The sequence below is a fragment of the Pseudomonas aestiva genome (assembly GCF_039908605.1).
Taxonomy (GTDB): Bacteria; Pseudomonadota; Gammaproteobacteria; order Pseudomonadales; family Pseudomonadaceae; genus Chryseomonas; species Chryseomonas aestiva.
Window position 1 is genome coordinate 4,005,409 of sequence record NZ_CP150916.1, and the last position, 24,441, is coordinate 4,029,849.

Here is a 24,441-nt window from a genome sequence, read left to right on the forward strand (position 1 = left end):
CCGCGGGAATGACCTTTAGATAGGGGCGATGCGTAACGATTCAAGCCAGAGAGGCTTGACATCCCAAAAAAAGACCTAGGGCTTGATCCAGATCAGGCTGGCGAAGCGCCCGGTACGGGCGGCGCGCCGATATGAAAAGAAACGCTGGTCATCGGCGAAGGTATCGAAGCCGCCACCATAGACCGCCGTGATGCCCTGAGCGGCGAGACGCAGACGAGCCAGGGCATAGAGATCGCCCAGGTACTTGTCCCCGCCCCTGGCCACGAAGCAGCGCTCGGCGTCGCCCTGCTGGGCGACAAAGGCCTCACGCACCTCGGCACCGACCTCGAAGCTGGCCGGACCAATGGCCGGGCCCAGCCAGACCAGTACCTCGGCGGGGGCCACCTCCAGACTGGCCGCGGCAGCTTCCAGCACGCCACCCGCCAGACCGCGCCAGCCGGCATGGGCCGCCGCGACGCGGGAGCCGTCACGCCGGCAGAACAGCGCCGGCAGGCAATCGGCGGTCATCATGGTCACCGCGACACCGGGCGTGGCCGTCCAGGCCGCATCGGCACGCAGCACCAGCGTAGGATCAGCTTCGACCACAGCGGTACCATGGACCTGTTCGAGCCAGGCCGGCTGACACCCCAGGGCTTCGCCCAGGCGTCGACGATTCTCGGCAACCGCCGGCGGATCGTCACCGACGTGATTACCGAGGTTGAAGCTGGCGAAAGGCGACTGACTGACCCCACCCAAACGGGTGGTGACGCAGGCCTGGACGCCGACCGGCGCCGGCCAGTCCGGCCGCAGCCAGTCGGCGCCGATCATTCGAAGGATTCCCGGTCCTGGCGCAGTAGATCCAGCAGCCAGACAAAATCCTCGGGCAGCGGCGACTCCCAGCGCAGGCGCTCGCCGGTCACCGGATGATCCAGTTCGAGGAAGCGCGCGTGCAGCGCCTGGCGTGGAAATTCGCGCAGGGTCTTGATCAGGGTCGGATTGGTCGCCGGCGGGATCTTGAAGCGCCCGCCATAGACCGGATCGCCCACCAGTGGAAAACCGACGTGGGTCATGTGCACACGGATCTGGTGGGTGCGCCCGGTTTCCAGCTTGACCCGGGTATGGGTATAGGCGCGGAAGCGCTCCAGTACCCGGTAGTGACTGACAGCGGGCTTGCCGCCGGCGATCACCGCCATCTGCTGGCGACGCTGGGAATGACGGCCGATGGGCGCATTGACCGTGCCGCCGGCGACGATCACCCCGGCGACGACGGCTTCATAGATGCGGCTCACCGAGCGTGCCTGCAACTGGGAGACCAGATGGGTATGGGCTTCCAGGGTCTTGGCCACCACCATGAGTCCGGTGGTGTCCTTGTCCAGGCGATGGACGATGCCGGCACGCGGCACGCTCTCCAAGCCGGGCACGTGGTGCAGCAGGGCGTTGAGCAGGGTGCCATCGGCATGGCCGGCGGCCGGATGCACCACCAGCCCGGCCGGCTTGTCGAGCACCAGCAGGTGATCGTCCTCGTAGACGATGTCCAGCTCGATGTCCTGGGCCACCCATTCGCCCTGGGCCTCGCGTTCGGCTCGCAGCGCCAGCTGGGCGCCACCATGGACGGTGTCGCGCGGGCGCAACACGGCGCCGTCGACGGTCAGACTGCCGTCCTTGATCCAGGCGGCGAGACGCGAGCGGGAGTGTTCGGCGAACAGCTGGGCAGCGACCTGATCGAGGCGCTGACCACCCAGTTCGTAGGGGACTTCGGCATTAAGAACGATGGATTCGGACATGGATCTGCGCGGGCAATGGCGGGGCTTTTGGAATCGGCCCGACCCTGTGGTTAAATACGGCGACTTTTTTGCCCCGGCATTCCGGGTCGATCATCATAACAGGACGGTTCCGGCCCCGTCACAGGCTAGGTGAGTGCTCTCCGCGCTCATCCCTGCACCGCCGACCGTTTCGGGGAATCCAAGCCGCCATGCAATTGAAGCACCTGCTGCTGGTCACCAGCCTAGTCCTCACCGCCGCCTGCTCCTCGAAAGCGCCCGAGGTTCCGGAAAATCTGCCGGAGGGCGAACTCTATACCCAGGCTCAGCGCGATATCTCCAACAGCAGCTACACGGATGCCATCAGCAAGCTGAAGGCCCTGGAGTCGCGGTATCCCTTCGGTCGCTATGCCGAACAGGCCCAGCTCGAGCTGATCTACGCCAACTACAAGAACGGCGAGCCGGAAGCGGCGCGCACGGCGGCGGATCGCTTCATCCGCCTGCATCCGCAGCACCCCAACGTCGACTACGCCTACTACATGAAGGGCGTGTCCTCCTTCGAACAGGATCGCGGCCTGCTGGCGCGCTTCCTGCCGCTGGACATGACCAAGCGTGATCCGGGCGCGGCGCGCGACTCCTTCAACGACTTCGCCCAGTTCACCAGCCGCTTCCCCAACAGCCGTTACGCCCCAGACGCCAAGGCGCGCATGGTCTACCTGCGCAACCTGCTGGCGGCCTACGACGTGCACGTCGGCCACTACTACCTGACCCGTAAGGCCTATGTGGCCGCCGCCAACCGCGGTCGCTACGTGGTCGAGAACTTCCAGGGCACCCCGTCCGTGGGTGACGGCCTGGCGATCATGACCGAAGCCTACAAGCACCTGGGCCTCAACGACCTGGCGGCCACCAGCCTGGAAACCCTCAAGCTCAACTACCCGGACAACGTCAGCCTCAAGGATGGCGAATTCCAGCTGCGCGAGCCGGACGACAAGGATCAGCAGCGCTCCTGGCTGACCCGTGCGACCCTGGGCCTGATCGATCGCCCGAGCGATCCGCTGCCGCCCGGCGAGACCCGCGCCAGCCAGGACATCCAGCGCAAGTACCAGGAAGAGCGTGACAACCTGGCGCCCGAGCTGCGCATCGTCGACCCGGCCGAGGCCGAGAAGGCCGGTGGCGCGACGCCGGCGCCGGCCAAGCGTTCCTGGTTCAGCCGCCTGACCTTTGGTCTGTTCGACTGATTCCGCGTCGGACGTGAAAAGGGGAAGCCAGTGGCTTCCCCTTTTTTATTGCGCCGGAACCGGTGACCTAGTCGCCAATGCGCCAGCCCGAGGTGATGGGGTAGCGCCGGTCACGCCCGAAACCGCGCTGGGTGACCCGGGCGCCCACCGCCGCCTGGCGCCGCTTGTATTCGTTGAGATCCACCAGGCGCAGCACCCTGCGCACCGTTTCCTCGTCGAAGCCGGCGGCGACGATATCCACCGCCGAGAGATCCTGCTCGACATACAGGCGCAGGATCTCGTCGAGCACCGGATAGGGCGGCAGCGAGTCCTCGTCCTTCTGGTCGGGCGACAGCTCGGCCGACGGCGGCCGGTCGATCACCCGTTGCGGAATCACCTTGCCATCTCGATTGCGGTACTCGCAGAGGCGGAATACCAGGGTCTTGGGCACATCCTTGAGCACATCGAAGCCGCCGGCCATGTCGCCATAGAGGGTGGCGTAACCGACGGCCATCTCGCTCTTGTTGCCGGTGGTGAGCACCAGATAGCCCTTCTTGTTGGAAATGGCCATCAGCAGGGTTCCGCGGCAGCGCGCCTGCAGATTCTCCTCGGTGGTATCCCGCCCGAGCCCGGCGAATTCGCCGGCCAGGGTCTCCTGGAAGGCCTCGACCATGGGCGCGATGGGCAGCACGCTGTAGCGCACCCCCAGGGTCTGCGCCTCGGCTTCGGCGTCTTCCAGACTGATCTGGGCGGTGTAGTGGTAGGGCATCATCACCGCCTCCACCTGCTCCGCGCCCAGCGCATCCGCGGCGACCGCCAGCACCAGGGCCGAATCGATACCACCGGACAATCCCATTACCACACCCCTGAAGCCGTTCTTGCGCACGTAGTCGCGCACCCCAAGCACCAGGGCGTCATAGACGCTGGCCTCCAGCGAGGCGACGGGGACCAGCGCGGCCGGCTGCGGTTGCAGATCCTCATCGAAGATGACCGGATAGAGCCCCTCGGCAAAGGCCGGCGCGCGCTGGCTGACCTGCCCCCGGGCATCGACCACGAAGGAGTGACCGTCGAACACCAGTTCGTCCTGGCCACCCACCTGGTTGACGTAGACCACCGGCATGTTGCCTTCGCGGGCACGTTCGCCCACCACCGCCTCGCGCTCCGGCTGCTTGCCGCCGTGGAAGGGTGAGGCATTGAGGTTGAGCATCAGCCGCGCCCCGGCCGCGCGTGCCTTGGCCATGGGCTCGGCGAACCAGATGTCCTCGCAGATGGTGACGCCGATGGGCACGCCCTGGTAATCGAATACTGCAGCGCTGTCGCCCGGCTCGAAGTAGCGCTTCTCGTCGAACACGCGATAGTTGGGCAATTGCTGCTTGCGATAGAAGGCTAGCTCAGCGCCATCGCGATAGACCGCGCAGGCATTGTAGCGCCGTCCCTCCTCCAGCCAGGGAAAACCCACCAGCACATGGATACCGGCAATCTCCTGGCGGATCCGCTGCAAGCCCTGCTCGATCCGGCGCTGCATGCTCGAGCGGAGCAGCAGGTCCTCCGGGGGATAGCCGCACAGCGACAATTCCGGGAAGACGATGAGATCGCCGTGCAAGTCATCCCGGGCCTCGCGGGCCGCGGCGATGATCCGATCCACATTGCCGTGGATGTCACCGACCTTGAGGTTCACTTGCGCCATCACGACGTTCAGCAGCTGACTCATGCACTCTTCCTTACCCGATTGATCGGCGCATTTTCCCGCATGCAGCGAAGCGGGACAATCGATGCCATGCAGGGCTCACCGGCTGCGGTAGCCCTGCTAAACTCCACCCTCCTTCACGCTGCGAGATCGCCATGGGTCTGCTTCGCCTGCTGTTGTGGCTCGTCCTCCTGGGCGCGCTGTTCTGGATGATCAGACGCTGGTGGCGCGGCAAGACGCAGACGCCCGCTGCCAAGGCGCCCACGCTGCCGCCCAATGCCATGGTGCGCTGTGCCCATTGCGGCGTGCATGTGCCCCAGGCAAGAGCCCTGGCCGATGGCGAAGGCCAGCGCTGGTATTGCAGCGCCGAACACCGCCGGTTGCAGCATGAGCGCCGCGACTGATCCAGGCACCCTGAGAGCCGACGCGGTCCTGCGGCTCTATCATCTCTATCGCATCGTCATCGGCCTGGCGCTGGTGGTGCTGATTTCCAGCGACCTGGATCAGCACTGGCTGCGCACCGTCGACGGCCAACTGTTCCGCCAGGCCAGCTGGGCCTACCTCGCCATCAACGCCGTGCTGGCGGTCGGCCAGCGGCTGTTGCGTGGCCGCGCCTTCACCCTGGCGCTGATCGATATCCTCGCCCTGGGCGGCCTGTTCTTCCTGGCCGGCGGCATCGCCAGCGGCATGGGCAGTCTGCTGGTGGTGACCGTCGGGGTGTCCAACGTCCTGATCCGGGGCCGCCGCGGCCTGCTGATCGCCGCCCTGGCCGCCATCGCCCTGCTACTGGCGACCAGCTATCTCGACCTGCGCCGCGGCGACAGTGGCAGTGGCTATGTGCAGGCGGCGGGCCTGGGCACCCTCTGTTTCGCCACGGCGCTGCTGGTGCAAGGCCTGGTCCGGCGCCTGCTGGACAGCCAGGCCCTGGCCGAAACCCGCGCCACCGCCGTGGCCGAACTGGAAGCCCTCAACGCGCTGATCCTCGAACGCATGCGGACCGGTATCCTGGTATTCGATGCCGAATACCAGGTGCTGCTGGTGAATCCGGCAGCCCGCCGCCTGCTGGGGGTGGACAACGAGGACACCATCGCTCCCCTGGCCCTGGGTCTCGCCCAGCGCCTCGAGGAATGGGAGCGCAATCCCAGTATCCGGCCCGCGCCCTGGCGCGCCTATGCCAACGGCCCCCTGTTGCAACCCAGCTTCGCCCGCCTGCAGCAGGGCGAGGGTGAGCGGGTGCTGACCTTTCTCGAAGACGTCTCACGCATCGCCCAGCAAGCCCAGCAACTCAAGCTCGCCTCCCTCGGCCGTCTCACCGCCGGCATCGCCCACGAGATCCGCAATCCGCTGGGCGCCATCAGTCACGCCGCGCAACTGCTGCAGGAATCCGAAGAACTGACCACGCCGGATCGGCGCCTGGCTCAGATCATCCAGGACCAGTCGCGGCGGATGAACCGGGTGGTGGAAAACGTCCTGCAGCTGTCACGCCGCCAGCAGGCCGCCCCCCAGCTGATCGATCTGCGCTACTGGGCGCACCGTTTCGCCGGGGAGCTGCGCCCTACCCTGCCCGCCGGCCAGACGCTGCACGTCAAGACCGAGCCAGGCACCCTGCAGACGCACATGGATCCTCACCAGCTGGGCCAGATCCTGACCAACCTGGTGCAGAACGGCCTGCGCTACAGCTGCCAGAAGAATGGCATCGGCCAGGTCTGGCTCAGCACCTACCGCGATCCGGAAAGCGACCTGCCCATCCTCGAGGTGGTCGACGACGGAGCCGGCGTCGCCGCCGAGCAGCTCGACCACCTGTTCGAGCCCTTCTTCACCACCGAAAACAAGGGGACCGGGCTGGGCCTGTACATCTCCCGCGAGCTTTGCGAGAGCAACCAGGCCAGACTTGGCTATCATCCCTTGGCGAATGGCAGCTGTTTTCGCATCACCTTCGCCCATCCCCGCACAATGAGCTGAGCATGGCCCGACAGAAAGTCCTGATCGTCGACGATGAACCCGATATCCGCGAACTCCTGGAGATCACCCTGGGGCGGATGAAACTCGACACCGCCAGCGCCAAGAACATCGCCGACGCCCGGGCCGTCCTCGAACGGGAAAGCTTCGATCTCTGCCTGACCGACATGCGTCTGCCCGACGGCTCGGGACTGGACCTGATCCAGTTCATCCAGCAACGCTTTCCGCAATTGCCGGTCGCCATGATCACCGCCTTCGGCAGTCTGGAAACCGCGGTCCAGGCCCTCAAGGCCGGTGCGTTCGACTACCTCACCAAGCCGGTGGACCTGCCGCGCCTGCGCGAGCTGGTGGGCACCGCCCTGCGGCTGTCCGGGCCTGCCGCGGCAGCGGCCGGCGCCAGCGAAACCCAGCTGCTCGGCGAATCGCCGCCCATGCGCGCCCTGCGGGGCCAGATCGCCAAGCTGGCGCGCAGCCAGGCGCCGGTCTACATCAGCGGGGAATCGGGCAGCGGCAAGGAGCGCGTAGCGCGGCTAATCCATGAGCAGGGTCCGCGCGCGGGCCGCCCCTTCGTCCCGGTCAACTGCGGCGCCATCCCCTCGGAATTGGTGGAGAGCGAATTCTTCGGCCACCGCAAAGGCAGCTTCACCGGCGCCATCGAAGACAAGCAGGGCCTGTTCCAGGCCGCCCAGGGCGGTACCCTGTTTCTCGACGAGGTGGCCGACCTGCCGCTGCCGATGCAGGTCAAACTCTTGCGCGCCATCCAGGAAAAGGCCGTGCGCCCGGTAGGCAGCCAGCAGGAGCTCAGCCTGGACGTGCGCATTCTCAGCGCCACCCACCGGGATCTCGCCGCCGAGGTCGCCGCCGGGACCTTCCGCCAGGATCTCTACTACCGCCTCAACGTCATCGAACTGCAGGTGCCGGCCCTGCGCGAGCGCCGCGAAGACATCGGCGCCTTGGCCAGCCACATGCTCGAACGTCTGGCGCGCGATTCCGGCCTGGCCGCGGCCACGCTGGGCGACGATGCCCTGGCCAAGCTCAAGAGCTACCGTTTCCCCGGCAATGTGCGGGAACTGGAAAACATGCTGGAGCGGGCCTACACCCTCTGCGAAGGCGACGTCATCCGCCCGGCCGACCTGCGCCTGGCCGATGCGCCAGCGGCCACCGCCACTGGCGAAGCCAGCCTGGCCAATATCGCCAATCTGGAAGACCACCTGGAGTCCATCGAGCGCCAGCTGATCATGCAGGCGCTCGAAGAGACCCGCTGGAATCGCACCGCCGCCGCGGAACGCCTGGGTCTCTCCTTCCGGTCGATGCGCTACCGCCTGAAGAAGCTCGGCATCGACTGATCAGCCCGCCGCCAGCCGCGCGCCTGGCGCATAGGGCGCCGGATCGATGATCGGCGTGCGTTCGGTGAGCAGATCGGTCAGCAACTGGCAGGAGGCCGGTGCCAGCACCAGGCCGTTGCGATAGTGCCCGCAGTTGAGCCACAGGCCGGGCAGCTCGGGCACCGGCCCGATGAAGGGCACGCCATCCGGCGATCCTGGCCGCAGCCCTGCCCAGTGCCCCACCGGTGCCTGGCCGGCCAGCGCCGGCAGCAACTCGGCGGCCGAGGCCTGCAAACTGGCCAGTGCCTCGGCGGTTGGGGTCTTGTCGAATTCGGCATGCTCCAGGGTGCTGCCGATGAGGATATGACCATCGCGTCGCGGAATGGCGTAGCGCCCCTTGGCCAGCACCATGCTGGTCAGAAAGCCCACCGGCTGGCGATACAGCAGCATCTGTCCCTTCACCGGCCGCACCGGCACCGCCAGCCCCAGACTCTGCAGCAATTCCCCGCTCCAGGCCCCGGCACAGACCACCACGGACTCGGCATGGATGGCCTCGCGCGCGGTCTGGACGCCCACCACGCGCTTGCCCTGGCGCAGGAAGCCGGTCACCGGCGACTCGCTCACCAGTGTCACATTCGGCATGCGCAGCAAGGCTTCGCGCAGGGCGCGCACCAGCCGGGGATTGCGCACATTGGCCACCCCGGCCATGAAGACCGCTCGCTCATAGCCTGGCCCCAGCACCGGAACCCGCCGCCGTACCTCCGCGCCCGACACCGCCGCCAGCGGCCGCACATTGCGCCGCGCCCAGTCCAGCGCCTCGGCTTCGTCCTCCAGATCGAGCCAGTACAGCCCGGTCACCTCGACCTCGGGGTCCACCCCCGTTTCCTGCCGCAACCGCTCCCCCAGCACCGGATAGAAATCCTGCGACCAGTGCGCCAGCGCCGTCACTGCCGGCTGATAGCGCCAGGGATACAGCGGCGAAACGATCCCGCCGCCAGCCCAGGATGCCTCCCGCCCCGGCTCGCCACGCTCGACCACCACCACCCGCCGACCGCTCAAGGACAGGCAATAGGCCGACATCAGCCCTAGCGCACCCGCCCCCACCACCGCTACATCAAAGCTCACGTCACACCTCTACATCCTGCAATTGACTGTTCCGCCGTCTTGGCGCAAAACGGCTAGCACGGCCAGGAAGGCCGCCTACCCACAAGGACGTCAACATGACCTATCGCCTCGCGCGAGGCTTCAGCCTCTTCGAATCCCTGATCTGCCTCAGCGTGCTGAGCATCGTCGCTTCCCTCGCCATTCCCGCCTTCGGTGGAATGCTGCAGCGCAATCGTCAGCAGCTCGCCATTCAACAACTCAGAGAGACGGTCAACTTCGCCCGGGCGGCTGCCATCAACGGCGCTGGCAGCGTGTCCATTTGTCATGCACCGGCAGGCGACTGCGACAGCTCGAATCTCTGGTCGGTCACCACGCGGGTCTTCCGCGACTGGGATCGCGACGGCCTTCAGTCAGCCGAGGAGCCCACCCTGCTGACCAGTCAGCTCCCTGATGGCTTGCACTGGCGCTGGAACAATTTCCGTACGCTACCTCATCTGACGTTTTTGAACAGCGGCGTGACCAACGCCCTGAACGGCAGCTTCGTCCTCTGCCAGGGCACCGAGCCACGCGCGCGACTGGTCCTGAACAAGGCCGGACGGATCGAGACCGCGGATCTTCGCGACAGCGATCGCTGCGCCTGAACGCCCTGACCAGACACCTTCCCGTTTCGACCGGATATCCGCCGTACGCTGTTCCAGCCGCCTGCGATACCCCATGCTTGGCTTTCCAGCCTGGCGAAAACGACGATGCGTACCCAGTACGGCTTTACCCTGATCGAAACCCTGGTAGCGCTCGCCATTCTGGCGATCGTGGTCAGCATTGCTGCGCCGTCGTTTACCCGAACGCTACAGAGCAACAGGGCTGCGGTCATGAGCAATGAATTGCTTGGCGCCATGCAGATAGCACGCTCCGAGGCCCTTAAACGTCGCGCTGACGTCACGTTATGTCGGCGCAACATCGCGGGTGATGCCTGCGAAAACGGCACCGACTGGACAGCAGGTTGGCTGATGATTCAGGGCGCGAACGTCATTCGGATCTGGGAGCCCACCACCGGCATTACCTTGACTGGTCTCGTCAATGGCGTCACCTATCGCAGCACCGGTCTCACCACCCTGGCTGCCGCCCAATCATTCAGCATCGAAACACCGAGTTGCCGCCGCACGGTTTCGGTAAGCCTCACCGGCGACGCTTTCGTCAACCAGAACGGCTGCCAGTCGCCATGAATGCAAAGCAGCAAAGGGGCGCAACCCTGATCGAGGTATTGGTTGCCATGGTCATTCTGGCCATAGGCCTACTGGGGCTTGCAGGGCTGCAATCGGTAAGCGTACAGAGCAACCAGGGTGCCTACTACCGCTCACAGGCGACCATCCTGGCCAACGACATGGCTGATCGCATGCGTGCGAACCGTACCGCTGCCTTGGCCGGCAGCTACGCCCTGACCACCTTTCCCGCTCCTTCGACCAGTAACGCCATTACTGGTACCCCGGCACAGCGCGATACAGGGCAATGGCTCAACAATCTCGCAGCCACGCTGCCACAGGGTACAGGCACCATAGTGACCAGCGGAAAGATAGTGACCCTGACCATCTGCTGGAACGACAGCCGAGCCCGGATCAAGTCCACTCAATACGTGGCGCCACAGAACGACAGCTGTACCTCTACCGCCGAGAATTCGGGGTTCGAAGTCTTCTCCTACAGGACTCGCCTATGAAACACCGGGCGACTCGCCGCCAATCCGGCCTCTCCATAATCGAACTCATGATCGCCTTGCTTCTGGGCCTATTGCTCATGGGCGGCGTCATGCAGGTCTTCCTGTCTTCCCGGCAGACCTATCAGACCAATTCCGCGCTATCTCAGGTACAGGAATCAGGACGCTTCGCCTTGGACTTCCTGGCCTATGATCTGAAGAACGCCGGCTATCGCGGAGACTGTCTGTTTCCGCTCTATGATCCAACCCCTTCAACTTTGACCAAAGACGAGCGCTATGTCCTCGGCACCGGCATCGAAGGCTGGAATGACACGGGAGAAAACTCGATCCCTGGCTGGCTGAACGACGTCTACGCCACAAGCCGGCGAGCCGGAACGGACGTTGTTCTGCTCAAGCATGCCGCTGGCGCGACCGGGATAACACTGTCCAATTCGATAGGTGCGAACACCGACAGGCTTGCAACCACAGCAGCAACCGGCCAGACACCCGGTAGCCTGCTGATCATTTCCGACACAGCCGGTTGCCAGCTTTTCATTAATCAGAGCGCAGCCAACGCAGCCACGCTTACAACGCAGCAGGTAATCAACCGCGCTTATGCGCAAACGGCGGTAATCTCGAATTTCCAAAGTTCGCTCTATTACATAGGTCAGAGTGCCGTTGCAGCCGGCCTTCCTGCTCTACGGCGAGTCCGCTATCTGGCCACAGCCGACGCTCAGCCTTTGATTGTCGATGAGGAGTTGGTCAGTGGCATTCAGGACCTGCAGATCCAATATGCCGTAGGTGACAGCAACGGTCAGATAACGGGTGAATACAGAGATGCCCAGCTGATTACCGATTGGCAGGCAGTGATTTCCGCTCAGATCAACTTGATCGCCGTGAGTAGAGATACCCAGGCCGTATCGCCCGATCAGCAACTTACCTTCCGTGGCAATACCGTCACCCTTGCCAATGGCCGCCTGGGGCAGGTGTTCAACCAAACTGTCAGCATTCGGAACCACCTGCCATGAGAAAGTCGGTCGAACGCCAACAGGGCGCGGTATTGATCGTGACGTTGGTAATGCTGCTACTCATGACCTTGATCGCTCTCGCCAGCATGAGGGGCACTACGCTGCAGGAACGCATGGCGGGTAATGCCCGCGACCAAAGCCAGGCGTTTCAGGCGTCGGAGATGGCGCAGCGACAGGCCGAAGCCTTCGCCCTCACACGCAGCGTCACCGATTGGCAAAACACTGCCCAAACTGCCAACTGGACAAATGCGGATGCTTTGACAGACCTGCCCAATCAATCCCGCTTCAGGATCAATCCAACACCGGGGGTCAATCCGCTGAGATCCGGCGACGGCCTTCAGGTGATTCCGCTGGATGTCAGTGTGCTGCGCATCGAAACCCAAGGTGCTGGAGCAGCTACCACTGCCGGAGCCGGGTCGGCGTCCACGGCGAATGTCACCATCAACACCATCTTTGTCAGGCGATAGATACTTGGAGAGCGTCATGCCTTATCAGTTGCGATTTCTGACGTGGACTCTGCCTTCGGCGATGGTGCTGCTTCTGCTGAGTACGTCCGGTAACGCTACGGTATCCCAGACTCCGCTGGCCGTAGGAGGAGACATTCCGGGCAGCCTGGCGTTGGTGCCCTCGGTAGAATGGCCGACGGTCCTATCTGTAGCCAACCTTGGCAGCTACAGTTCCGGCAATATTTATAGCGGGTACTTCGATTCGGACAAGTGCTACACCTACGCCTTTGGCGGCTCACTGGACAATAGTTGGTTCAACCCTGTCAGCGCCGCCAATAGCCGCCGCTGCAGCGGTGCCAGGCAATGGAGCGGCAATTTTCTCAACTGGGCCGCTACTCCAACCATCGACCCTTTCCGCAGTGCCCTGACTGGCGGTGCCAGGGTGCGGGACGATGTCGGCCTTACCGTCTTGCAAAAAGCGCGTCACAGCGGACAAAACTCTGCTGGCAACCGTTTGAATAGCGGTCAGGGACTGCTTCCAGCGTCAGAGATTGCTGGCGCTACCCCCTTTGCGGCCAACTGGGCTGGCTTCTATGTTCGTCTGGAAGGCCAGGGGTTCGACATGTTGTTCTCTAACTGGAACGATCGAATCGGTGGCGGCGGCTCTGCCGACTATGGCGCAGGCAACAATATGTCGAGCGTCTGGGTGAATCTGGATCCAAACGATAACAACCAATGGAGCGGAAATTTACTCAAGGCTGACTATACGGCGGGCTCGATACTCAACTCAACTCGCTATAGTGTCTATCGAGTAAGAGTTCAGGTAAAAGTATGCGACCCTACCATTGGTCTGGAGTCCAATTGCAAAAGATACTCGGCGAGCAACTACAAGCCAGAAGGCCTTCTGCAACAGTATTCTGACAAGCTGCGCTACTCGGTATTCAGCTATCTGAATGATTCCAGCGCGACACGCGATGGCGGTGTCCTGCGGGCCAACCAAAGCTTCATTGGCCCGCTCAAACCAGATCTCAGTAGTAACTCTGCACGCGCCGAATGGGACCCGCAAACTGGCATCCTGGTGCGCAATCCTTCTGCCAGTGAAGCCTCGTCGACAGGCTTTGGAGTAGCAGATAGCGGCGTCATCAACTATCTGAACAAGTTTGGTTCAATGCCTTATGCGCCGAACACCTACCTGAACCTGAAAAGCAACGACCCGGTTAGCGAGCTCTATTATACAGCGCTACGTTACTTCAAGAACCAGGGGAACGTATCTGCCTACAGTACCTTGTCCGGTTCTACGGATACCGACAAATACGCCCAAGCCGATGGCTTTCCCGTAGTGACCAACTGGCAAGACCCCATCACCTATTCCTGTCAGAAGAACGTCATTCTCGGCATCGGTGACACGAATACCTGGAATGACAAGAATCTACCGGGAGGTATCACTTCCTCGGGCGGAGAACCGGCCAAGCCTGCAGAAGTGAACAGCGACACCTCTATAGATGTGGAGGCCTTGACACAGAAGGTCGCCAGTCTCGAAAACATCACCATAAGCACACCCTTCACCGGTCGCGGCAACTCTGCTTACATCGCCGGCCTTGCCTATGATGCCCATACGCGGGATCAGCGAAGCGACAAAGCAGGTAGCCAGACCATCTCCACCTACTGGATGGATGTCCGCGAGAACCAAAGTCTGGCCGGCAGATCGTCGAACCAGTACTGGCTCGCTGCTAAATATGGCGGCTTCACAGTCCCTCAAGGCTTTGCCAGTAGCGCAGCCACCGCTGCTAGCATTACCGACGATCTCTGGTGGACCAGCGGTGAGTATCTCTCTTCCAATTACAAGCGCCCTGACAATTTCTACGTTGCTAGCGATGCCCCCAACATGATCAAGGGTCTTCGTGCGGCCTTTGCCAAGATCGTTCAAGAGGTAACTACTTCGACAACCTCGATCAGCACCAACGGCCAGCAACTCGATACCGGCAGCGGCACCTTTCAAACTCAATTCGAAGCCAAGTTTTGGAGTGGCGATCTTCTGGCCAGAACGCTAAGTGCTTCGGGTGTAGCCAGCTCCTCCAGTTGGAGCGCGGGAAACAAGCTTGACACCCTTGAGCCAAGTAGCCGGAAGATTTTTACGAGCAATACCCTAACGGCCCAGAGCAACAACGCCTATTCCTTGGCTGCAGGCCAGGGCGTCAATTTTCTCTGGAGCGGCTTGGATGCCGAGAGCAAGGTCGCGCTGCAAGGAACCGCGACGACAGGCACCAACGTAAGCACCACAGAAGGGTCGCGACGTCTCGACTATCTGCGCGGTGATCGGAGCCAGGAGACCGTCACTAGCAATCCCATGCGCAAACGCAAGAGTCGCCTGGGCGACATCGTAAACTCAGACCCTTTATATATAGGAAAACCAGATTACGGCTATAACCGTCTAGCCGGATCCGTATGGGGAAGTGCGGGTGAAAGCTATCTGACCTACCGTCAAAGCACAGCCTATCAGGCACGCAAGTCGCTGGTCGTAGTCGGCGCCAATGACGGCATGCTTCATGGTTTCGACGCCAGCCTGGCCGATGGCGGCAATGAACTGTTCGCCTATGTGCCTCGTACCCTGATGGGTGAACTCTACCGCCTAACCGACCCCAGCTACAGCCATCGCTACTATGTAGACGGCTCGCCAACGGGAGGAGACGCCTGGATCAACAACAGCTGGAAGTCCCTCATCGTGGGGACGGCGGGCGCCGGAGGAAACACCGTGTTTGCGCTGGACGCGAGTGACCCGAGCAACATGGCTCCCAGCAACGTACTCTGGGAGTTCTCTTCGCCCGACATGAGGTATCCCATTCAGAAGCCGGCTCTAGTCGCGCTGGAGAATGGCAAGTTCGGTGTGATCGTGACCAGTGGCTTCAGTGACAGCAGTGTCAGCCAGGGCAAGATCTGGATCTTGGACGCCGCCACTGGCAGTGTCCTAAAGACCTTTACTGTCGCTACGACCGGCGGCTTGGGAGAGCCGCTTGCCATTGATACCAATAACGACCGCATCGTAGACCGCCTTTATGCGGGCGATACTGCCGGCAATATCTGGCGCTTCGACCTAAAAGGCGCCAACCCGGCAAACTGGGACGCTCCTGCAGCCCTAAAGAGCGGGGCAAACATTCTGCCCTTGTTCATTGCAAGGACAGCCAATGGCGCCGGCAATCCCACTCAACCTATCACTGCGCCTCTCGAAGCCGCCCTCAACAGCGACGGCAATCCGATCATTCTTTTTGGTACCGGAAGCTACTACCAGATCGGAGACAATGAGGTACCTGCCAACCCGCGCCTAGAAACCTTCTATGGCCTGATCGACAGGGGACAGCAAATCAACCGTAGCAATCTCGTCGAACAGGCCATTATTGCCCAACAAACCATCGGTAACCGCCGTGCTCGCGCAGTCACCAGTGCCGAGATCGGTGCAGATAAATCAGGCTGGTTCATGGATCTGGCGTGGAAGAGCAGCAATGGCGGGTCCGGAACGCTAACAAGCGAAAGGGTCATTGCCCGGCCGACGCTGAGAAACGGCGTCTTGGTCTTCACTACCATGACACCCAACAGTGATCCCTGCGGCGGCGGAGGTACAAGCTGGATCATGACGTTGAATGTGCTGAATGGAGGCACTCTCAACTTCAGTTTCTTCGACTACAACGGTGACGGAACCTTTGATCAGCGTGACTATTACAGCTTGGCAAATGGCACCAAAGTCCCTTTCTCTGGGATCTCAGACGATCAAAGCGGCATCATCAAGACGCCCAGCTTCGTTCGCGGTAACGGCAACACGACCGACGGCTCTACAGCAACGGGAAAATTGTGCCACTCGGACGCGAGTGGCAACACGATCTGCCAAGATATCAATGATCCGAATAGCAGTTCGAAACGCATGACCTGGCGCGAAATTAGATGAAGTCAATTACGCAAAATCAGCACTCAAACCACCAAAGAGGCTTCACGCTCATCGAACTGATGATCGTTGTGGCTATAGTTGGCATCCTGGCGGCCATTGCCTATCCGTCTTACACGGAGCACGTACGCAAGGGAAACAGGGCCGACGCTGAGGCCTCGCTCATGGAGTTGGCGCAGCTCATGGAGCGAAACTACACCCGCCTCGGACGCTATACGACGGATGTAGCTGGTACAACGGCACCCACTCTGCCGTTCACTACCACTCCCAAGGATGGCGGACGGGCCATCTACGATTTGAGCCTGAGCGCAGTCACGGCAACTAGCTATACGCTTCAGGCGGCCCCACGTGCAGGTGGCCCCATGGCAGGTGATCGATGCGGAAGTCTGACACTTACCAATACCGGACTGAAGGGACAAGCAACCGACGCCACCGCCGCCGACTGCTGGCGCCGCTAGGGCGCCAGCGACGTCCTATACCGCCTTTACCCTGAGCTCTCGCGGCAGGGTGAAGGTGATGTGTTCCGGCTCGCCTTCCAGCTCGACCTCGCCGGTGGCGCCCCAGCTCCGTAGCTGGTCGATGACGCCGCGTACCAGCACCTCGGGGGCAGAGGCGCCAGCGGTGACGCCGATGCGCTGTACACCTTCGAACCAGCTCTGCTGCAGGTCTTCGGCGCCGTCGATGAGGTAGGCCGGGGTGCCCAGACGTTCGGCTAGTTCGCGCAGACGGTTGGAGTTGGAGCTGCTGGGGCTGCCCACTACCAGCACTACGTCGCTTTCCAGCGCCAGGGTCTTTACCGCGTCCTGGCGGTTGGTGGTGGCGTAGCAGATGTCGTTCTTGCGCGGGCCGTTGATGTGGGGAAACTTGGCGCGCAGGGCGTCGATCACAATGCGGGTGTCGTCCATCGACAGAGTGGTCTGGGAGACGTAGAACAGGGCTTCAGGATTGCGCACCTCGAGCCTTGCCACGTCGTCCTCGTCTTCCACCAGGTAGATGGCACCGCCGGCACGGTCGTCGTACTGGCCCATGGTGCCCTCCACTTCCGGATGCCCGGCGTGGCCGATAAGGATGCATTCCTGGCCATCGCGGCTGTAGCGCGCGACTTCCATGTGCACCTTGGTCACCAGCGGGCAGGTGGCGTCGAACACCTTGAGGCCACGCTCGACGGCCTCGCGGCGCACGGCCTGGGAGACGCCATGGGCGCTGAAGATGAGAATGACATCGTCCGGTACGTCGGCCACGTCTTCGACGAAGACGGCGCCCCGGGCGCGCAGGTTGTCGACCACGAACTTGTTGTGCACCACTTCGTGACGCACATAGATGGGCGGACCGAAAACGTCCAGCGCCCGATCGACGATGTCGATGGCGCGGTCCACGCCGGCGCAGAAGCCGCGGGGATTGGCGAGCTTGATCTGCATAGGCTCCTCTGCCCGCTTCACGGGCGGCGGTAGATCAATGGGAGACGGCAGGCTCGATGGCCAGGATGTCCACGTCGAAGGTCAGCACACGGCCGGCCAGCGGGTGGTTGAAGTCGATGATCACCTGCTCCTCATCGTAGCTCTTGACCACGCCGGGCATCTCGCCGCCAGCGGCGTCGCTGAAGATGATCAGCAGTCCGGGCGACAGCTCCATGTCACTGAAGTCGTCCCGGGCCATGGTCTGCAGGTTGCCGTCGTTGGGCTGGCCGAAGCCGCGCTCCGGTGGAATGGTCAGACTGGTCTTGGTACCGGCTTCCAGGCCGAACAGCGCCTGCTCGAAACCGGGCAGCAGATTGCCGTCGCCAACGGTGAAGGTGGCCGGCGCCTTGTCGAAGGTGCTATCCACCACGTCGCCGTTCTGCAGTTTGATGGCGAAATGCAGGGTGACCCGGGTATCCGGGCCGATGGTGATTTCAGCCATGGGCTTCCTCGGGCTTCTTCTTGCGGAACATGTCCAGGGCCAGCATCACGGCACCGACGGTGATGGCGCTGTCGGCCAGGTTGAAAGCCGGGTAGTACCACTCCTGGCGCCAGTGCACCAGGATGAAGTCGATGACGTGGCCCAGCACCAGGCGATCATAGAGATTGCCCAGGGCGCCACCAAGGATCAGGGCCAGGGCGATGGCGGTCCAGGTGTCGTTGCGCAGGCGCTTGAGCCAGACCACCAGGACCACGCTCACCACCGCCGCGATGCCGGCGAAGAACCAGCGCTGCCAGCCGGAGTGATCGGCCAGGAAGCTGAAGGCAGCGCCCGGGTTGTAGGCCAGGGTCCAGCTGAGGATGTCCGGAATCACCGGCACCTGCTGGTAGAGCGACAGGTTGGCCTGGAAGTAAAGCTTGGTCAGTTGATCCAGCAGGATCACCAGCACACTCAGGGCCAACCAGGGCAAGGCACCGAAACGCTGGGCGTCACGCATGCTCACGCACCTCGCCTGCGCCGTAGACGTTGGTCACGCAACGCTCGCAGATCTCCGGGTGTGCGGCATCCTGGCCGACGCTGTGGCTGTGATGCCAGCAACGGGCGCACTTGGGGGCCTCGGACTTGCGCACCACCAGCTTGAGTCCACTCAGTTCGCTGGTCACGGCGCCTTCCGGGGCCTTTTCCAGCGGCTGGACAGCGGCCTGGGACGAGATCAGCACGAATCTGAGTTCGTTGCCCAGGGCCTCCAGTACGGTCTGCAGGGCGCTGTCGGCGTAGAGGGTGATCTCCGCCTGCAGGCTGCCACCCAGGGTCTTGGCGGCGCGCTGGTTCTCCAGCTCCTTGTTGACCGCGGCCTTGACCGCCATCACCTGATCCCAGTAGGCGCGATCCAGGGTCGCACTCTCGGGCAGGGCGAAGAGGCCGTCGTACCAAGTGGTCAGCATCACCGACTCTTCACGCTCGCCCGGCAGGTACTGCCAGATCTCGTCGGCGGTAAAGGACAGGATGGGCGCGATCCAGCGCACCAGGGCTTCAGCGATGAGATACAGCGCGGTCTGGCAGGAACGCCGCGGCAGGCTGTCGGCGCCGGTGGTGTACTGGCGGTCCTTGATGATGTCAAGGTAGAAGCCGCCCAGCTCCTGCACGCAGAAGTTGTGCACCTTCTGGTAGACGTTGAGGAAGCGGTACTCGGCGTAGGCCTGCTCGATTTCCTGCTGCAGCAGCAGGGCGCGATCCACGGCCCAGCGATCCAGGTCGATCATGTCTTCGGGCGCGACCCGGTTGACCGCCGGATCGAAGCCGGACAGGTTGGAGAGCAGGAAGCGCGCGGTGTTGCGGATGCGACGATAGGAGTCGGCGCTGCGCTGCAGGATCTGGTCGGAGACCGCCATCTCGCCGGTGTAGTCGGTCGAGGCGACCCAGAGGCGCAGGATGTCGGCACCCAGGCTGTCGATGACCTTTTGCGGAGCGACCACGTTGCCCAGCGACTTGGACTGCTTGCGGCCCTGTTCGTCCACGGTGAAACCGTGGGTCAGCAGTTCCTTGTAGGGGGCATGGCCGTCGATGGCGCAACCGGTCAGCAGCGAGGAGTGAAACCAGCCGCGATGCTGGTCGGAACCCTCAAGGTAGAGATCGGCTACCGGACCCTGGTCATGGGCCAGCTCGGCATGGGAGCCACGCAGCACGTGCCAGTGGGTGGTGCCGGAATCGAACCAGACGTCGAGGGTGTCGCGGCTCTTGTCGTACTGGCCGGCTTCTTCGCCGAGCAGTTCGGCGGGATCGAGCTTGAACCAGGCTTCGATGCCCTCGCGCTCGACGCGCTGGGCGACGGCTTCCATCAATTCGACAGTGCGCGGATGCAGCTCGCCGCTTTCCTTGTGAGTGAAGAAGGGAATCGGCACACCCCAGTTGCGCTGGCGCGAGATGCACCAGTCGGGACGGCCGGCGATCATGCCGTGCAGCCGCGCCTGGCCCCAGGCCGGGACGAACTGGGTCTGCTCGATGGCCGCCAGGGAGCGCTCGCGCAGGGTGGCGCCTTCGTTGGGCTGCTTGTCCATGCCGACGAACCACTGGGCAGTGGCGCGATAGATCAGCGGGGTCTTGTGGCGCCAGCAGTGCATGTAGCTGTGATTGATCGCTTCGTGCTTGAGCAGCGCGCCCGCCTCTTGCAGCGTGGCGACGATGGCCGGATTGGCCTTCCAGATGAACTGGCCACCAAACAGCGGCAGCGACTCGGCGTAGACGCCATTGCTCTGCACCGGATTGAGGATGTCGTCGTTGCTCAGGCCGTATTGCTTGCAGATGCGGAAGTCGTCCTCGCCATAGGCGGGCGAACAGTGCACCACACCGGTCCCGGCGCCCAGCTCGACGTACTCGGCCAGGTAGATGGGCGACAGTCGCTCGTACAGCGGGTGGCGGAAGTTGATCAGTTCCAAGGCGGTACCCGGGGCAGTGGCGATCACCTCGCCCTGCAGGCCGTAGCGCGCCAGGCAGCTTTCCACCAGTTCCTCGGCCAGCAGCAGCAGGCGATCGCCGACGTCCACCAGCGCATAGGTGAATTCGGGATGCACGTTGAGCGCCTGGTTGGCCGGGATGGTCCAGGGGGTGGTGGTCCAGATGACGATGGCGGTGGGCTTGGCCAGCGCGCCGAGGCCGAAGGCGGCTGCCAGCTTGTCGGCATCGGCGACCGGGAAGGCCACGTCGATGGCGTCGGACCTCTTGTCCTGGTACTCCACCTCGGCCTCGGCCAGCGCCGAGCCGCAGTCGAAGCAGAAATTGACCGGCTTGAGGCCCTTGAAGACGAAGCCCTTCTGGACCAGTTCGCCCAGCGCGCGGATCTCGCCGGCCTCGTTGGCGAAGTTCATGGTCAGGTAGGGATTGCTCCAGTCACCCAACACGCCCAGGCGGACGAAGCCGGCCTTCTGCTCTTCGATCTGCTCGCTGGCATAGGCGCGGCAGCGCTCGCGGGTCAGGTCCGCCGGCTGATTCTTGCCGAAGGTGGTTTCCACCTTGTGCTCGATGGGCAGGCCATGGCAGTCCCAGCCCGGCACATAGGGGGCATCGAAGCCGGCCAGGGTCTTGGAGCGGGTGATGATGTCCTTGAGGATCTTGTTCAGCGCATGACCGATGTGGATGCTGCCGTTGGCATAGGGCGGACCGTCATGCAGGATGAAGGTCGGACGGCCCTTGCCGATGGCGCGCAGCTTCCCGTACAGGTCGATGTCCTGCCAGCGCTTGAGCGCTTCCGGCTCGCGCTGCGGCAGGCCGGCTTTCATCGGGAATGCCGTTTCCGGCAGGTTGAGCGTCGCTTTGTAATCGGTCATGTCAGTCCAGGCTCGTTGACGGTTGCCCCTGCCAGTAGGCGCGGGCCGTGGCGACGTCCGCTTCGATCGCCGCCTTGAGGGCCTCCAGAGAGGCGAATTTCTGTTCGTCGCGGACCTTCTGCACGAAGGTCACGCTGAGGTGGCGACCATAGAGGTCGCCGGAAAAGTCCAGCAGATGGATTTCCAGATGCGGACGGCCATCGCCCTGCACCGTCGGTCGCTGGCCAATGTTGGCCACACCGGGTACCACCTGCCCATCGATCAGGCTGCTGACCAGATAGACGCCGCGCAGCGGCGGTCGGCGCCGCTTGAGCTGAACGTTGGCCGTGGGCCAACCCAGCTGACGCGCCAGCTTCTGGCCGTGCAATACCCGCCCCGAAAGGCTGTAGGGGCGTCCCAGCATGCGCGCGGCCAGGGCCAGATCGCCGTCGGCCAGAGCCTGGCGGATCAGGGTGCTACTCACCCGCAGGCCGTCCAGCTCGACGGTGGTAGCGGCTTCCAGGGTGAAGCCATGGTCGCGGGCGGCCAGATTCAGGTAGGTGAAGTCGCCGGCGCGGTCGCAGCCGAAGCGGAAGTCGTCGCCGATCTCCAGGTGCTTCACCCCCAGGCCGTCCACCAGCACCTGCTGAACGAAGGCCTCGGCGGACAACTCGCGCAGCCGCCGATTGAAATTCAGGCAGAGCACGTTGTCGACGCCCAGGCGCGCGAAGCATTCCAGTTTCTCACGCAGGCGGGTCAGGCGCACCGGCGCGATGTCGGGCAGGAAGAATTCGCGGGGCTGCGGTTCGAAGATCACCACGCAACTGGGCACCCCGAGCTCCGCCGCTCGCTCACGCAGCCGCGCGAGGATGGCCTGGTGCCCCAGGTGAACCCCGTCGAAGTTGCCAATGGTGGCAACGCAGCCCTTGGGAAAGGCGTCGAGATGATGGAGACCGCGAAACAGCTGCATGGATAGGGATTGCTCAGAAATTAATCGATTATATCCGGATGCCCGCCGCGAGGACAGGCGCACACCCGGCCTTGTGCAATCACAGCACCGCGCGCCGATTGAAGTCGCGCACGCGGAAGCCGAGCAGGAAGAGACTGGCGAAATAGGCCAGCACCCCCGCCGCGACTAGGCCGCCCAGACGCAGCAGGCGCTGCCACATCAGTCCTTCGCTCCAGCTGGGCAACAGCTGCATCAGACCGAACAGGACGGCGGTCATCACCGCCACCGCGATCAGCAGCCGGAGCAGGAAGCCCGTCCAGCCCGGTTGGGGGATGAACAGGTTATGGCGGCGCAACTGCCAGAATAAAAGGCCGGCGTTGAGACAGGCCGCCAGACCTATGGCCAGGGCCAGGCCGACGTGCTGCAGCGGCCCGATCAGGATCAGGTTGAGCACCTGGGTCACCGCCAGGGTGAAGATGGCGATCTTTACCGGCGTCTTGATGTTCTGCTGGGCATAGAAGCCCGGCGCCAGCACCTTGACCAGGATGATGCCGAGCAGTCCCACGGCATAGGCGACCAGCGCCCGCTGGGTCATCAGGGCGTCATGGGCATCGAAGCGACCGTACTGGAACAGCGAGACGGTCAGCGGCTCGGACAGCAACGCCAGGGCCGCGGAACAGGGCAGCACCAGCAGGAAGCAGAGTCGCAGCCCCCAGTCGAGCAGTCGCGAATACTCCTGGCGATCAGCCTTGGCGTAGGTGCGCGACAGCGCCGGCAGCAGGATGGTCCCGAGCGCCACGCCGAGCACTCCCGAAGGCAACTCCATCAGGCGATCGGCGTAGTACATCCAGGACACCGAGCCGGCCGCCAGGAAGGAGGCGAAGATGGTGTTGATGATCAGCGAGATCTGACTGACCGAGACCCCGAGGATCGCCGGCCCCATCTGCTTCATGACCCGCCAGACGCCGGTGTCGCGCAGATTCAGCCGCGGCAGCACCAGCATGCCGATGCGCTTGAGGTGTGGCAGCTGATAGAGGAACTGGGCTAGGCCACCCACCAGGGTCGCCCAGGCCAGCGCCATGATCGGCGGATCGAAATAGGGCGTCAGGAACAGCGCGAAGATGATCATGCTGATGTTGAGCAGGGTCGGCACGAAGGCCGGTACGTTGAATCTGTTCCAGGTATTGAGCACGGCGCCGGCCAGGGAGGCCAGGGAGATCAGCAGGATGTAGGGAAAGGTCACCCGCAGCAGGCTGGACGTGAGGGCGAATTTCTCCGGGGTATCGGCAAAGCCCGGCGCGGTGATCCAGATCACCAGGGGCGCGGCCAGCATGCCCAGCACCGTGACCACCGCCAGCACCAGGGTCAGCAGGCCGCTGACATAGGCCAGGAAGGTCCGGGTGGCCTCCTCGCCCTGCTGGGCCTTGTATTCGGCCAGGATGGGTACGAAGGCCTGGGAAAAGGCGCCCTCGGCGAAGATGCGGCGCAGGAGATTGGGCAGCTTGAAGGCGACGAAGAAGGCATCGGTGGCCATGCCGGCGCCAAAGGTGCGGGCGACGATGGTGTCGCGCACGAAACCCAGCACGCGGGACAGCATGGTCATGGAGCTGACGGCGGCCAGGGACTTGAGCAGATTCATGGCTGGGAGAGGACTCGGTGAACGCAGCGGGACGTGACGAAGGAAGCGCGCGAGCGCAGTCGTGCGATGGGCATAAGCGATCGAGTGTAACGAGGCCCTTCATCGGCGACCAGCCGGATATCCATCCAGACGGCCTTGACAGCCGACGCCAGGGACGTCAAGATTCGCGACCTTAATTTAGCTCTGTACTTGCTACAGAGTTCGCTCTGTACCCAATACAGTCTTTTTCGAAGGAGCTCCACGGTGGCTAACTCCCCCTCCGCCAAAAAACGCGCCAAACAGGCTGAGAAGCGTCGCAGCCACAATGCGAGCCTGCGCTCCATGGTGCGTACCTACATCAAGAACGTCGTCAAGGCGATCGAAGCCAAGGACCTGGAAAAAGCCAAGTCCGCTTACGTTGCTGCCGTCCCGGTCATCGACCGCATGGCCGACAAGGGCATCATCGACAAGAACAAGGCCGCTCGTCACAAGAGCCGCCTGAACGCTCACATCAAGGCCCTGGCTACCCCCGCCGCTGCCTGATAAG

22 protein-coding genes are annotated in these 24,441 nt (G+C 63.2%); 12 read left to right on the top strand and 10 right to left on the bottom strand.

Translation table 11 applies throughout. The annotated features are described in order from the left end of the window. Positions 1-75: 75 nt before the first annotated feature. A complete protein-coding gene (gene pgeF, locus AABM56_RS18585) occupies positions 76-807 on the bottom strand; it encodes a peptidoglycan editing factor PgeF (RefSeq protein WP_133861296.1) in 732 nt (243 codons plus the stop codon). Beyond that, entirely contained in the window at positions 804-1,763 is a 960-nt protein-coding gene (rluD, locus tag AABM56_RS18590) for a 23S rRNA pseudouridine(1911/1915/1917) synthase RluD (protein ID WP_133861297.1), read from the bottom strand. Before rluD ends, pgeF begins: the two co-directional genes overlap by 4 nt. Before the next feature lie 188 nt (positions 1,764-1,951). On the opposite strand from rluD, the gene AABM56_RS18595 reads away from it, so the two are divergent. After that, on the top strand, positions 1,952-2,977 hold the full coding sequence (locus tag AABM56_RS18595) for an outer membrane protein assembly factor BamD (protein ID WP_007160812.1): 1,026 nt from the start codon (positions 1,952-1,954) through the stop codon (positions 2,975-2,977). A 67-nt stretch (positions 2,978-3,044) separates the two neighbouring features. Here AABM56_RS18595 and AABM56_RS18600 read toward each other — a convergent pair whose 3' ends face one another. Then, entirely contained in the window at positions 3,045-4,667 is a 1,623-nt protein-coding gene (locus AABM56_RS18600; RefSeq protein ID WP_133861298.1) for an NAD+ synthase, read from the bottom strand. Between the two features lie 131 nt (positions 4,668-4,798). On the opposite strand from AABM56_RS18600, the gene AABM56_RS18605 reads away from it, so the two are divergent. From AABM56_RS18605 to AABM56_RS18615, 3 genes are read left to right on the top strand one after another with little or no spacing between them, the layout of a single operon-like run. Next, entirely contained in the window at positions 4,799-5,047 is a 249-nt protein-coding gene (locus AABM56_RS18605) for a PP0621 family protein (RefSeq protein ID WP_133861299.1), read from the top strand. Further along, the gene (locus AABM56_RS18610) at positions 5,031-6,605 is read left to right on the top strand and encodes an ATP-binding protein (protein ID WP_133861300.1); all 1,575 of its coding nucleotides are present in this window, start codon (positions 5,031-5,033) and stop codon (positions 6,603-6,605) included. The genes AABM56_RS18605 and AABM56_RS18610 overlap by 17 nt, the downstream gene beginning before the upstream one ends. Positions 6,606-6,607: 2 nt before the next feature. After that, positions 6,608-7,948, top strand: a complete 1,341-nt coding sequence (locus AABM56_RS18615) for a sigma-54 dependent transcriptional regulator (RefSeq protein WP_133861301.1) — start codon at positions 6,608-6,610, stop codon at positions 7,946-7,948. Here AABM56_RS18615 and thiO read toward each other — a convergent pair whose 3' ends face one another. After that, positions 7,949-9,052: a glycine oxidase ThiO gene (gene thiO, locus AABM56_RS18620; protein ID WP_133861302.1), complete on the bottom strand. Its 1,104-nt coding sequence runs from the start codon at positions 9,050-9,052 to the stop codon at positions 7,949-7,951. A 95-nt stretch (positions 9,053-9,147) separates the two neighbouring features. Between thiO and AABM56_RS18625 the strand changes: the two genes are divergently transcribed. From AABM56_RS18625 to AABM56_RS18655, 7 genes are all read left to right on the top strand, one after another. After that, positions 9,148-9,672 (top strand): GspH/FimT family pseudopilin, encoded by a 525-nt coding sequence (locus tag AABM56_RS18625; protein WP_133861601.1) that lies wholly within the window; start codon positions 9,148-9,150, stop codon positions 9,670-9,672. A gap of 105 nt (positions 9,673-9,777) precedes the next feature. Next, positions 9,778-10,254: a GspH/FimT family pseudopilin gene (locus AABM56_RS18630; RefSeq protein ID WP_133861303.1), complete on the top strand. Its 477-nt coding sequence runs from the start codon at positions 9,778-9,780 to the stop codon at positions 10,252-10,254. Next, positions 10,251-10,742, top strand: a complete 492-nt coding sequence (gene pilV, locus AABM56_RS18635; protein WP_133861304.1) for a type IV pilus modification protein PilV — start codon at positions 10,251-10,253, stop codon at positions 10,740-10,742. Before AABM56_RS18630 ends, pilV begins: the two co-directional genes overlap by 4 nt. Beyond that, entirely contained in the window at positions 10,739-11,746 is a 1,008-nt protein-coding gene (locus AABM56_RS18640) for a PilW family protein (protein WP_133861602.1), read from the top strand. Before pilV ends, AABM56_RS18640 begins: the two co-directional genes overlap by 4 nt. Then, positions 11,743-12,213 (top strand): PilX N-terminal domain-containing pilus assembly protein, encoded by a 471-nt coding sequence (locus AABM56_RS18645; RefSeq protein WP_133861305.1) that lies wholly within the window; start codon positions 11,743-11,745, stop codon positions 12,211-12,213. The genes AABM56_RS18640 and AABM56_RS18645 overlap by 4 nt, the downstream gene beginning before the upstream one ends. Before the next feature lie 16 nt (positions 12,214-12,229). Beyond that, positions 12,230-16,129 (top strand): PilC/PilY family type IV pilus protein, encoded by a 3,900-nt coding sequence (locus AABM56_RS18650; protein WP_166655910.1) that lies wholly within the window; start codon positions 12,230-12,232, stop codon positions 16,127-16,129. Beyond that, a complete protein-coding gene (locus AABM56_RS18655) occupies positions 16,126-16,584 on the top strand; it encodes a type IV pilin protein (protein ID WP_133861307.1) in 459 nt (152 codons plus the stop codon). The genes AABM56_RS18650 and AABM56_RS18655 overlap by 4 nt, the downstream gene beginning before the upstream one ends. A 15-nt stretch (positions 16,585-16,599) precedes the next feature. Here AABM56_RS18655 and ispH read toward each other — a convergent pair whose 3' ends face one another. The 6 genes from ispH to murJ form a co-directional block, all read right to left on the bottom strand. After that, on the bottom strand, positions 16,600-17,544 hold the full coding sequence (gene ispH / locus AABM56_RS18660; protein ID WP_133861308.1) for a 4-hydroxy-3-methylbut-2-enyl diphosphate reductase: 945 nt from the start codon (positions 17,542-17,544) through the stop codon (positions 16,600-16,602). Positions 17,545-17,578: 34 nt separating this feature from the next. Next, positions 17,579-18,025, bottom strand: coding sequence for a peptidylprolyl isomerase (locus AABM56_RS18665; RefSeq protein WP_133861309.1), 447 nt, complete (start codon positions 18,023-18,025; stop codon positions 17,579-17,581). Next, a complete protein-coding gene (gene lspA / locus AABM56_RS18670) occupies positions 18,018-18,521 on the bottom strand; it encodes a signal peptidase II (RefSeq protein ID WP_133861310.1) in 504 nt (167 codons plus the stop codon). The genes AABM56_RS18665 and lspA overlap by 8 nt, the downstream gene beginning before the upstream one ends. Continuing rightward, entirely contained in the window at positions 18,514-21,348 is a 2,835-nt protein-coding gene (gene ileS, locus AABM56_RS18675; RefSeq protein WP_133861311.1) for an isoleucine--tRNA ligase, read from the bottom strand. The genes lspA and ileS overlap by 8 nt, the downstream gene beginning before the upstream one ends. Position 21,349: 1 nt before the next feature. Further along, positions 21,350-22,297 carry a bifunctional riboflavin kinase/FAD synthetase gene (gene ribF / locus AABM56_RS18680; RefSeq protein ID WP_133861312.1) on the bottom strand — a complete coding sequence of 316 codons (948 nt, stop codon included), beginning with the start codon at positions 22,295-22,297 and terminating at the stop codon, positions 21,350-21,352. Positions 22,298-22,376: 79 nt separating this feature from the next. Beyond that, positions 22,377-23,915 carry a murein biosynthesis integral membrane protein MurJ gene (gene murJ, locus AABM56_RS18685; RefSeq protein WP_133861313.1) on the bottom strand — a complete coding sequence of 513 codons (1,539 nt, stop codon included), beginning with the start codon at positions 23,913-23,915 and terminating at the stop codon, positions 22,377-22,379. Between the two features lie 243 nt (positions 23,916-24,158). Here murJ and rpsT point away from each other — a divergent pair, with 243 nt between their 5' ends. Beyond that, positions 24,159-24,437, top strand: coding sequence for a 30S ribosomal protein S20 (gene rpsT, locus AABM56_RS18690; RefSeq protein ID WP_007160795.1), 279 nt, complete (start codon positions 24,159-24,161; stop codon positions 24,435-24,437). Positions 24,438-24,441: the final 4 nt, after the last annotated feature.

Coding starts and splice junctions, on each gene's coding strand:
- pgeF (WP_133861296.1), bottom strand. CDS start 807: ATGATCGGCGCCGACTGGCTGCGGCCGGACTGGCCGGCGCCGGTCGGC.
- rluD (WP_133861297.1), bottom strand. CDS start 1,763: ATGTCCGAATCCATCGTTCTTAATGCCGAAGTCCCCTACGAACTGGGT.
- AABM56_RS18595 (WP_007160812.1), top strand. CDS start 1,952: ATGCAATTGAAGCACCTGCTGCTGGTCACCAGCCTAGTCCTCACCGCC.
- AABM56_RS18600 (WP_133861298.1), bottom strand. CDS start 4,667: ATGAGTCAGCTGCTGAACGTCGTGATGGCGCAAGTGAACCTCAAGGTC.
- AABM56_RS18605 (WP_133861299.1), top strand. CDS start 4,799: ATGGGTCTGCTTCGCCTGCTGTTGTGGCTCGTCCTCCTGGGCGCGCTG.
- AABM56_RS18610 (WP_133861300.1), top strand. CDS start 5,031: ATGAGCGCCGCGACTGATCCAGGCACCCTGAGAGCCGACGCGGTCCTG.
- AABM56_RS18615 (WP_133861301.1), top strand. CDS start 6,608: ATGGCCCGACAGAAAGTCCTGATCGTCGACGATGAACCCGATATCCGC.
- AABM56_RS18625 (WP_133861601.1), top strand. CDS start 9,148: ATGACCTATCGCCTCGCGCGAGGCTTCAGCCTCTTCGAATCCCTGATC.
- AABM56_RS18630 (WP_133861303.1), top strand. CDS start 9,778: ATGCGTACCCAGTACGGCTTTACCCTGATCGAAACCCTGGTAGCGCTC.
- pilV (WP_133861304.1), top strand. CDS start 10,251: ATGAATGCAAAGCAGCAAAGGGGCGCAACCCTGATCGAGGTATTGGTT.
- AABM56_RS18640 (WP_133861602.1), top strand. CDS start 10,739: ATGAAACACCGGGCGACTCGCCGCCAATCCGGCCTCTCCATAATCGAA.
- AABM56_RS18645 (WP_133861305.1), top strand. CDS start 11,743: ATGAGAAAGTCGGTCGAACGCCAACAGGGCGCGGTATTGATCGTGACG.
- AABM56_RS18650 (WP_166655910.1), top strand. CDS start 12,230: ATGCCTTATCAGTTGCGATTTCTGACGTGGACTCTGCCTTCGGCGATG.
- AABM56_RS18655 (WP_133861307.1), top strand. CDS start 16,126: ATGAAGTCAATTACGCAAAATCAGCACTCAAACCACCAAAGAGGCTTC.
- ispH (WP_133861308.1), bottom strand. CDS start 17,544: ATGCAGATCAAGCTCGCCAATCCCCGCGGCTTCTGCGCCGGCGTGGAC.
- AABM56_RS18665 (WP_133861309.1), bottom strand. CDS start 18,025: ATGGCTGAAATCACCATCGGCCCGGATACCCGGGTCACCCTGCATTTC.
- lspA (WP_133861310.1), bottom strand. CDS start 18,521: ATGCGTGACGCCCAGCGTTTCGGTGCCTTGCCCTGGTTGGCCCTGAGT.
- ileS (WP_133861311.1), bottom strand. CDS start 21,348: ATGACCGATTACAAAGCGACGCTCAACCTGCCGGAAACGGCATTCCCG.
- ribF (WP_133861312.1), bottom strand. CDS start 22,297: ATGCAGCTGTTTCGCGGTCTCCATCATCTCGACGCCTTTCCCAAGGGC.
- murJ (WP_133861313.1), bottom strand. CDS start 23,915: ATGAATCTGCTCAAGTCCCTGGCCGCCGTCAGCTCCATGACCATGCTG.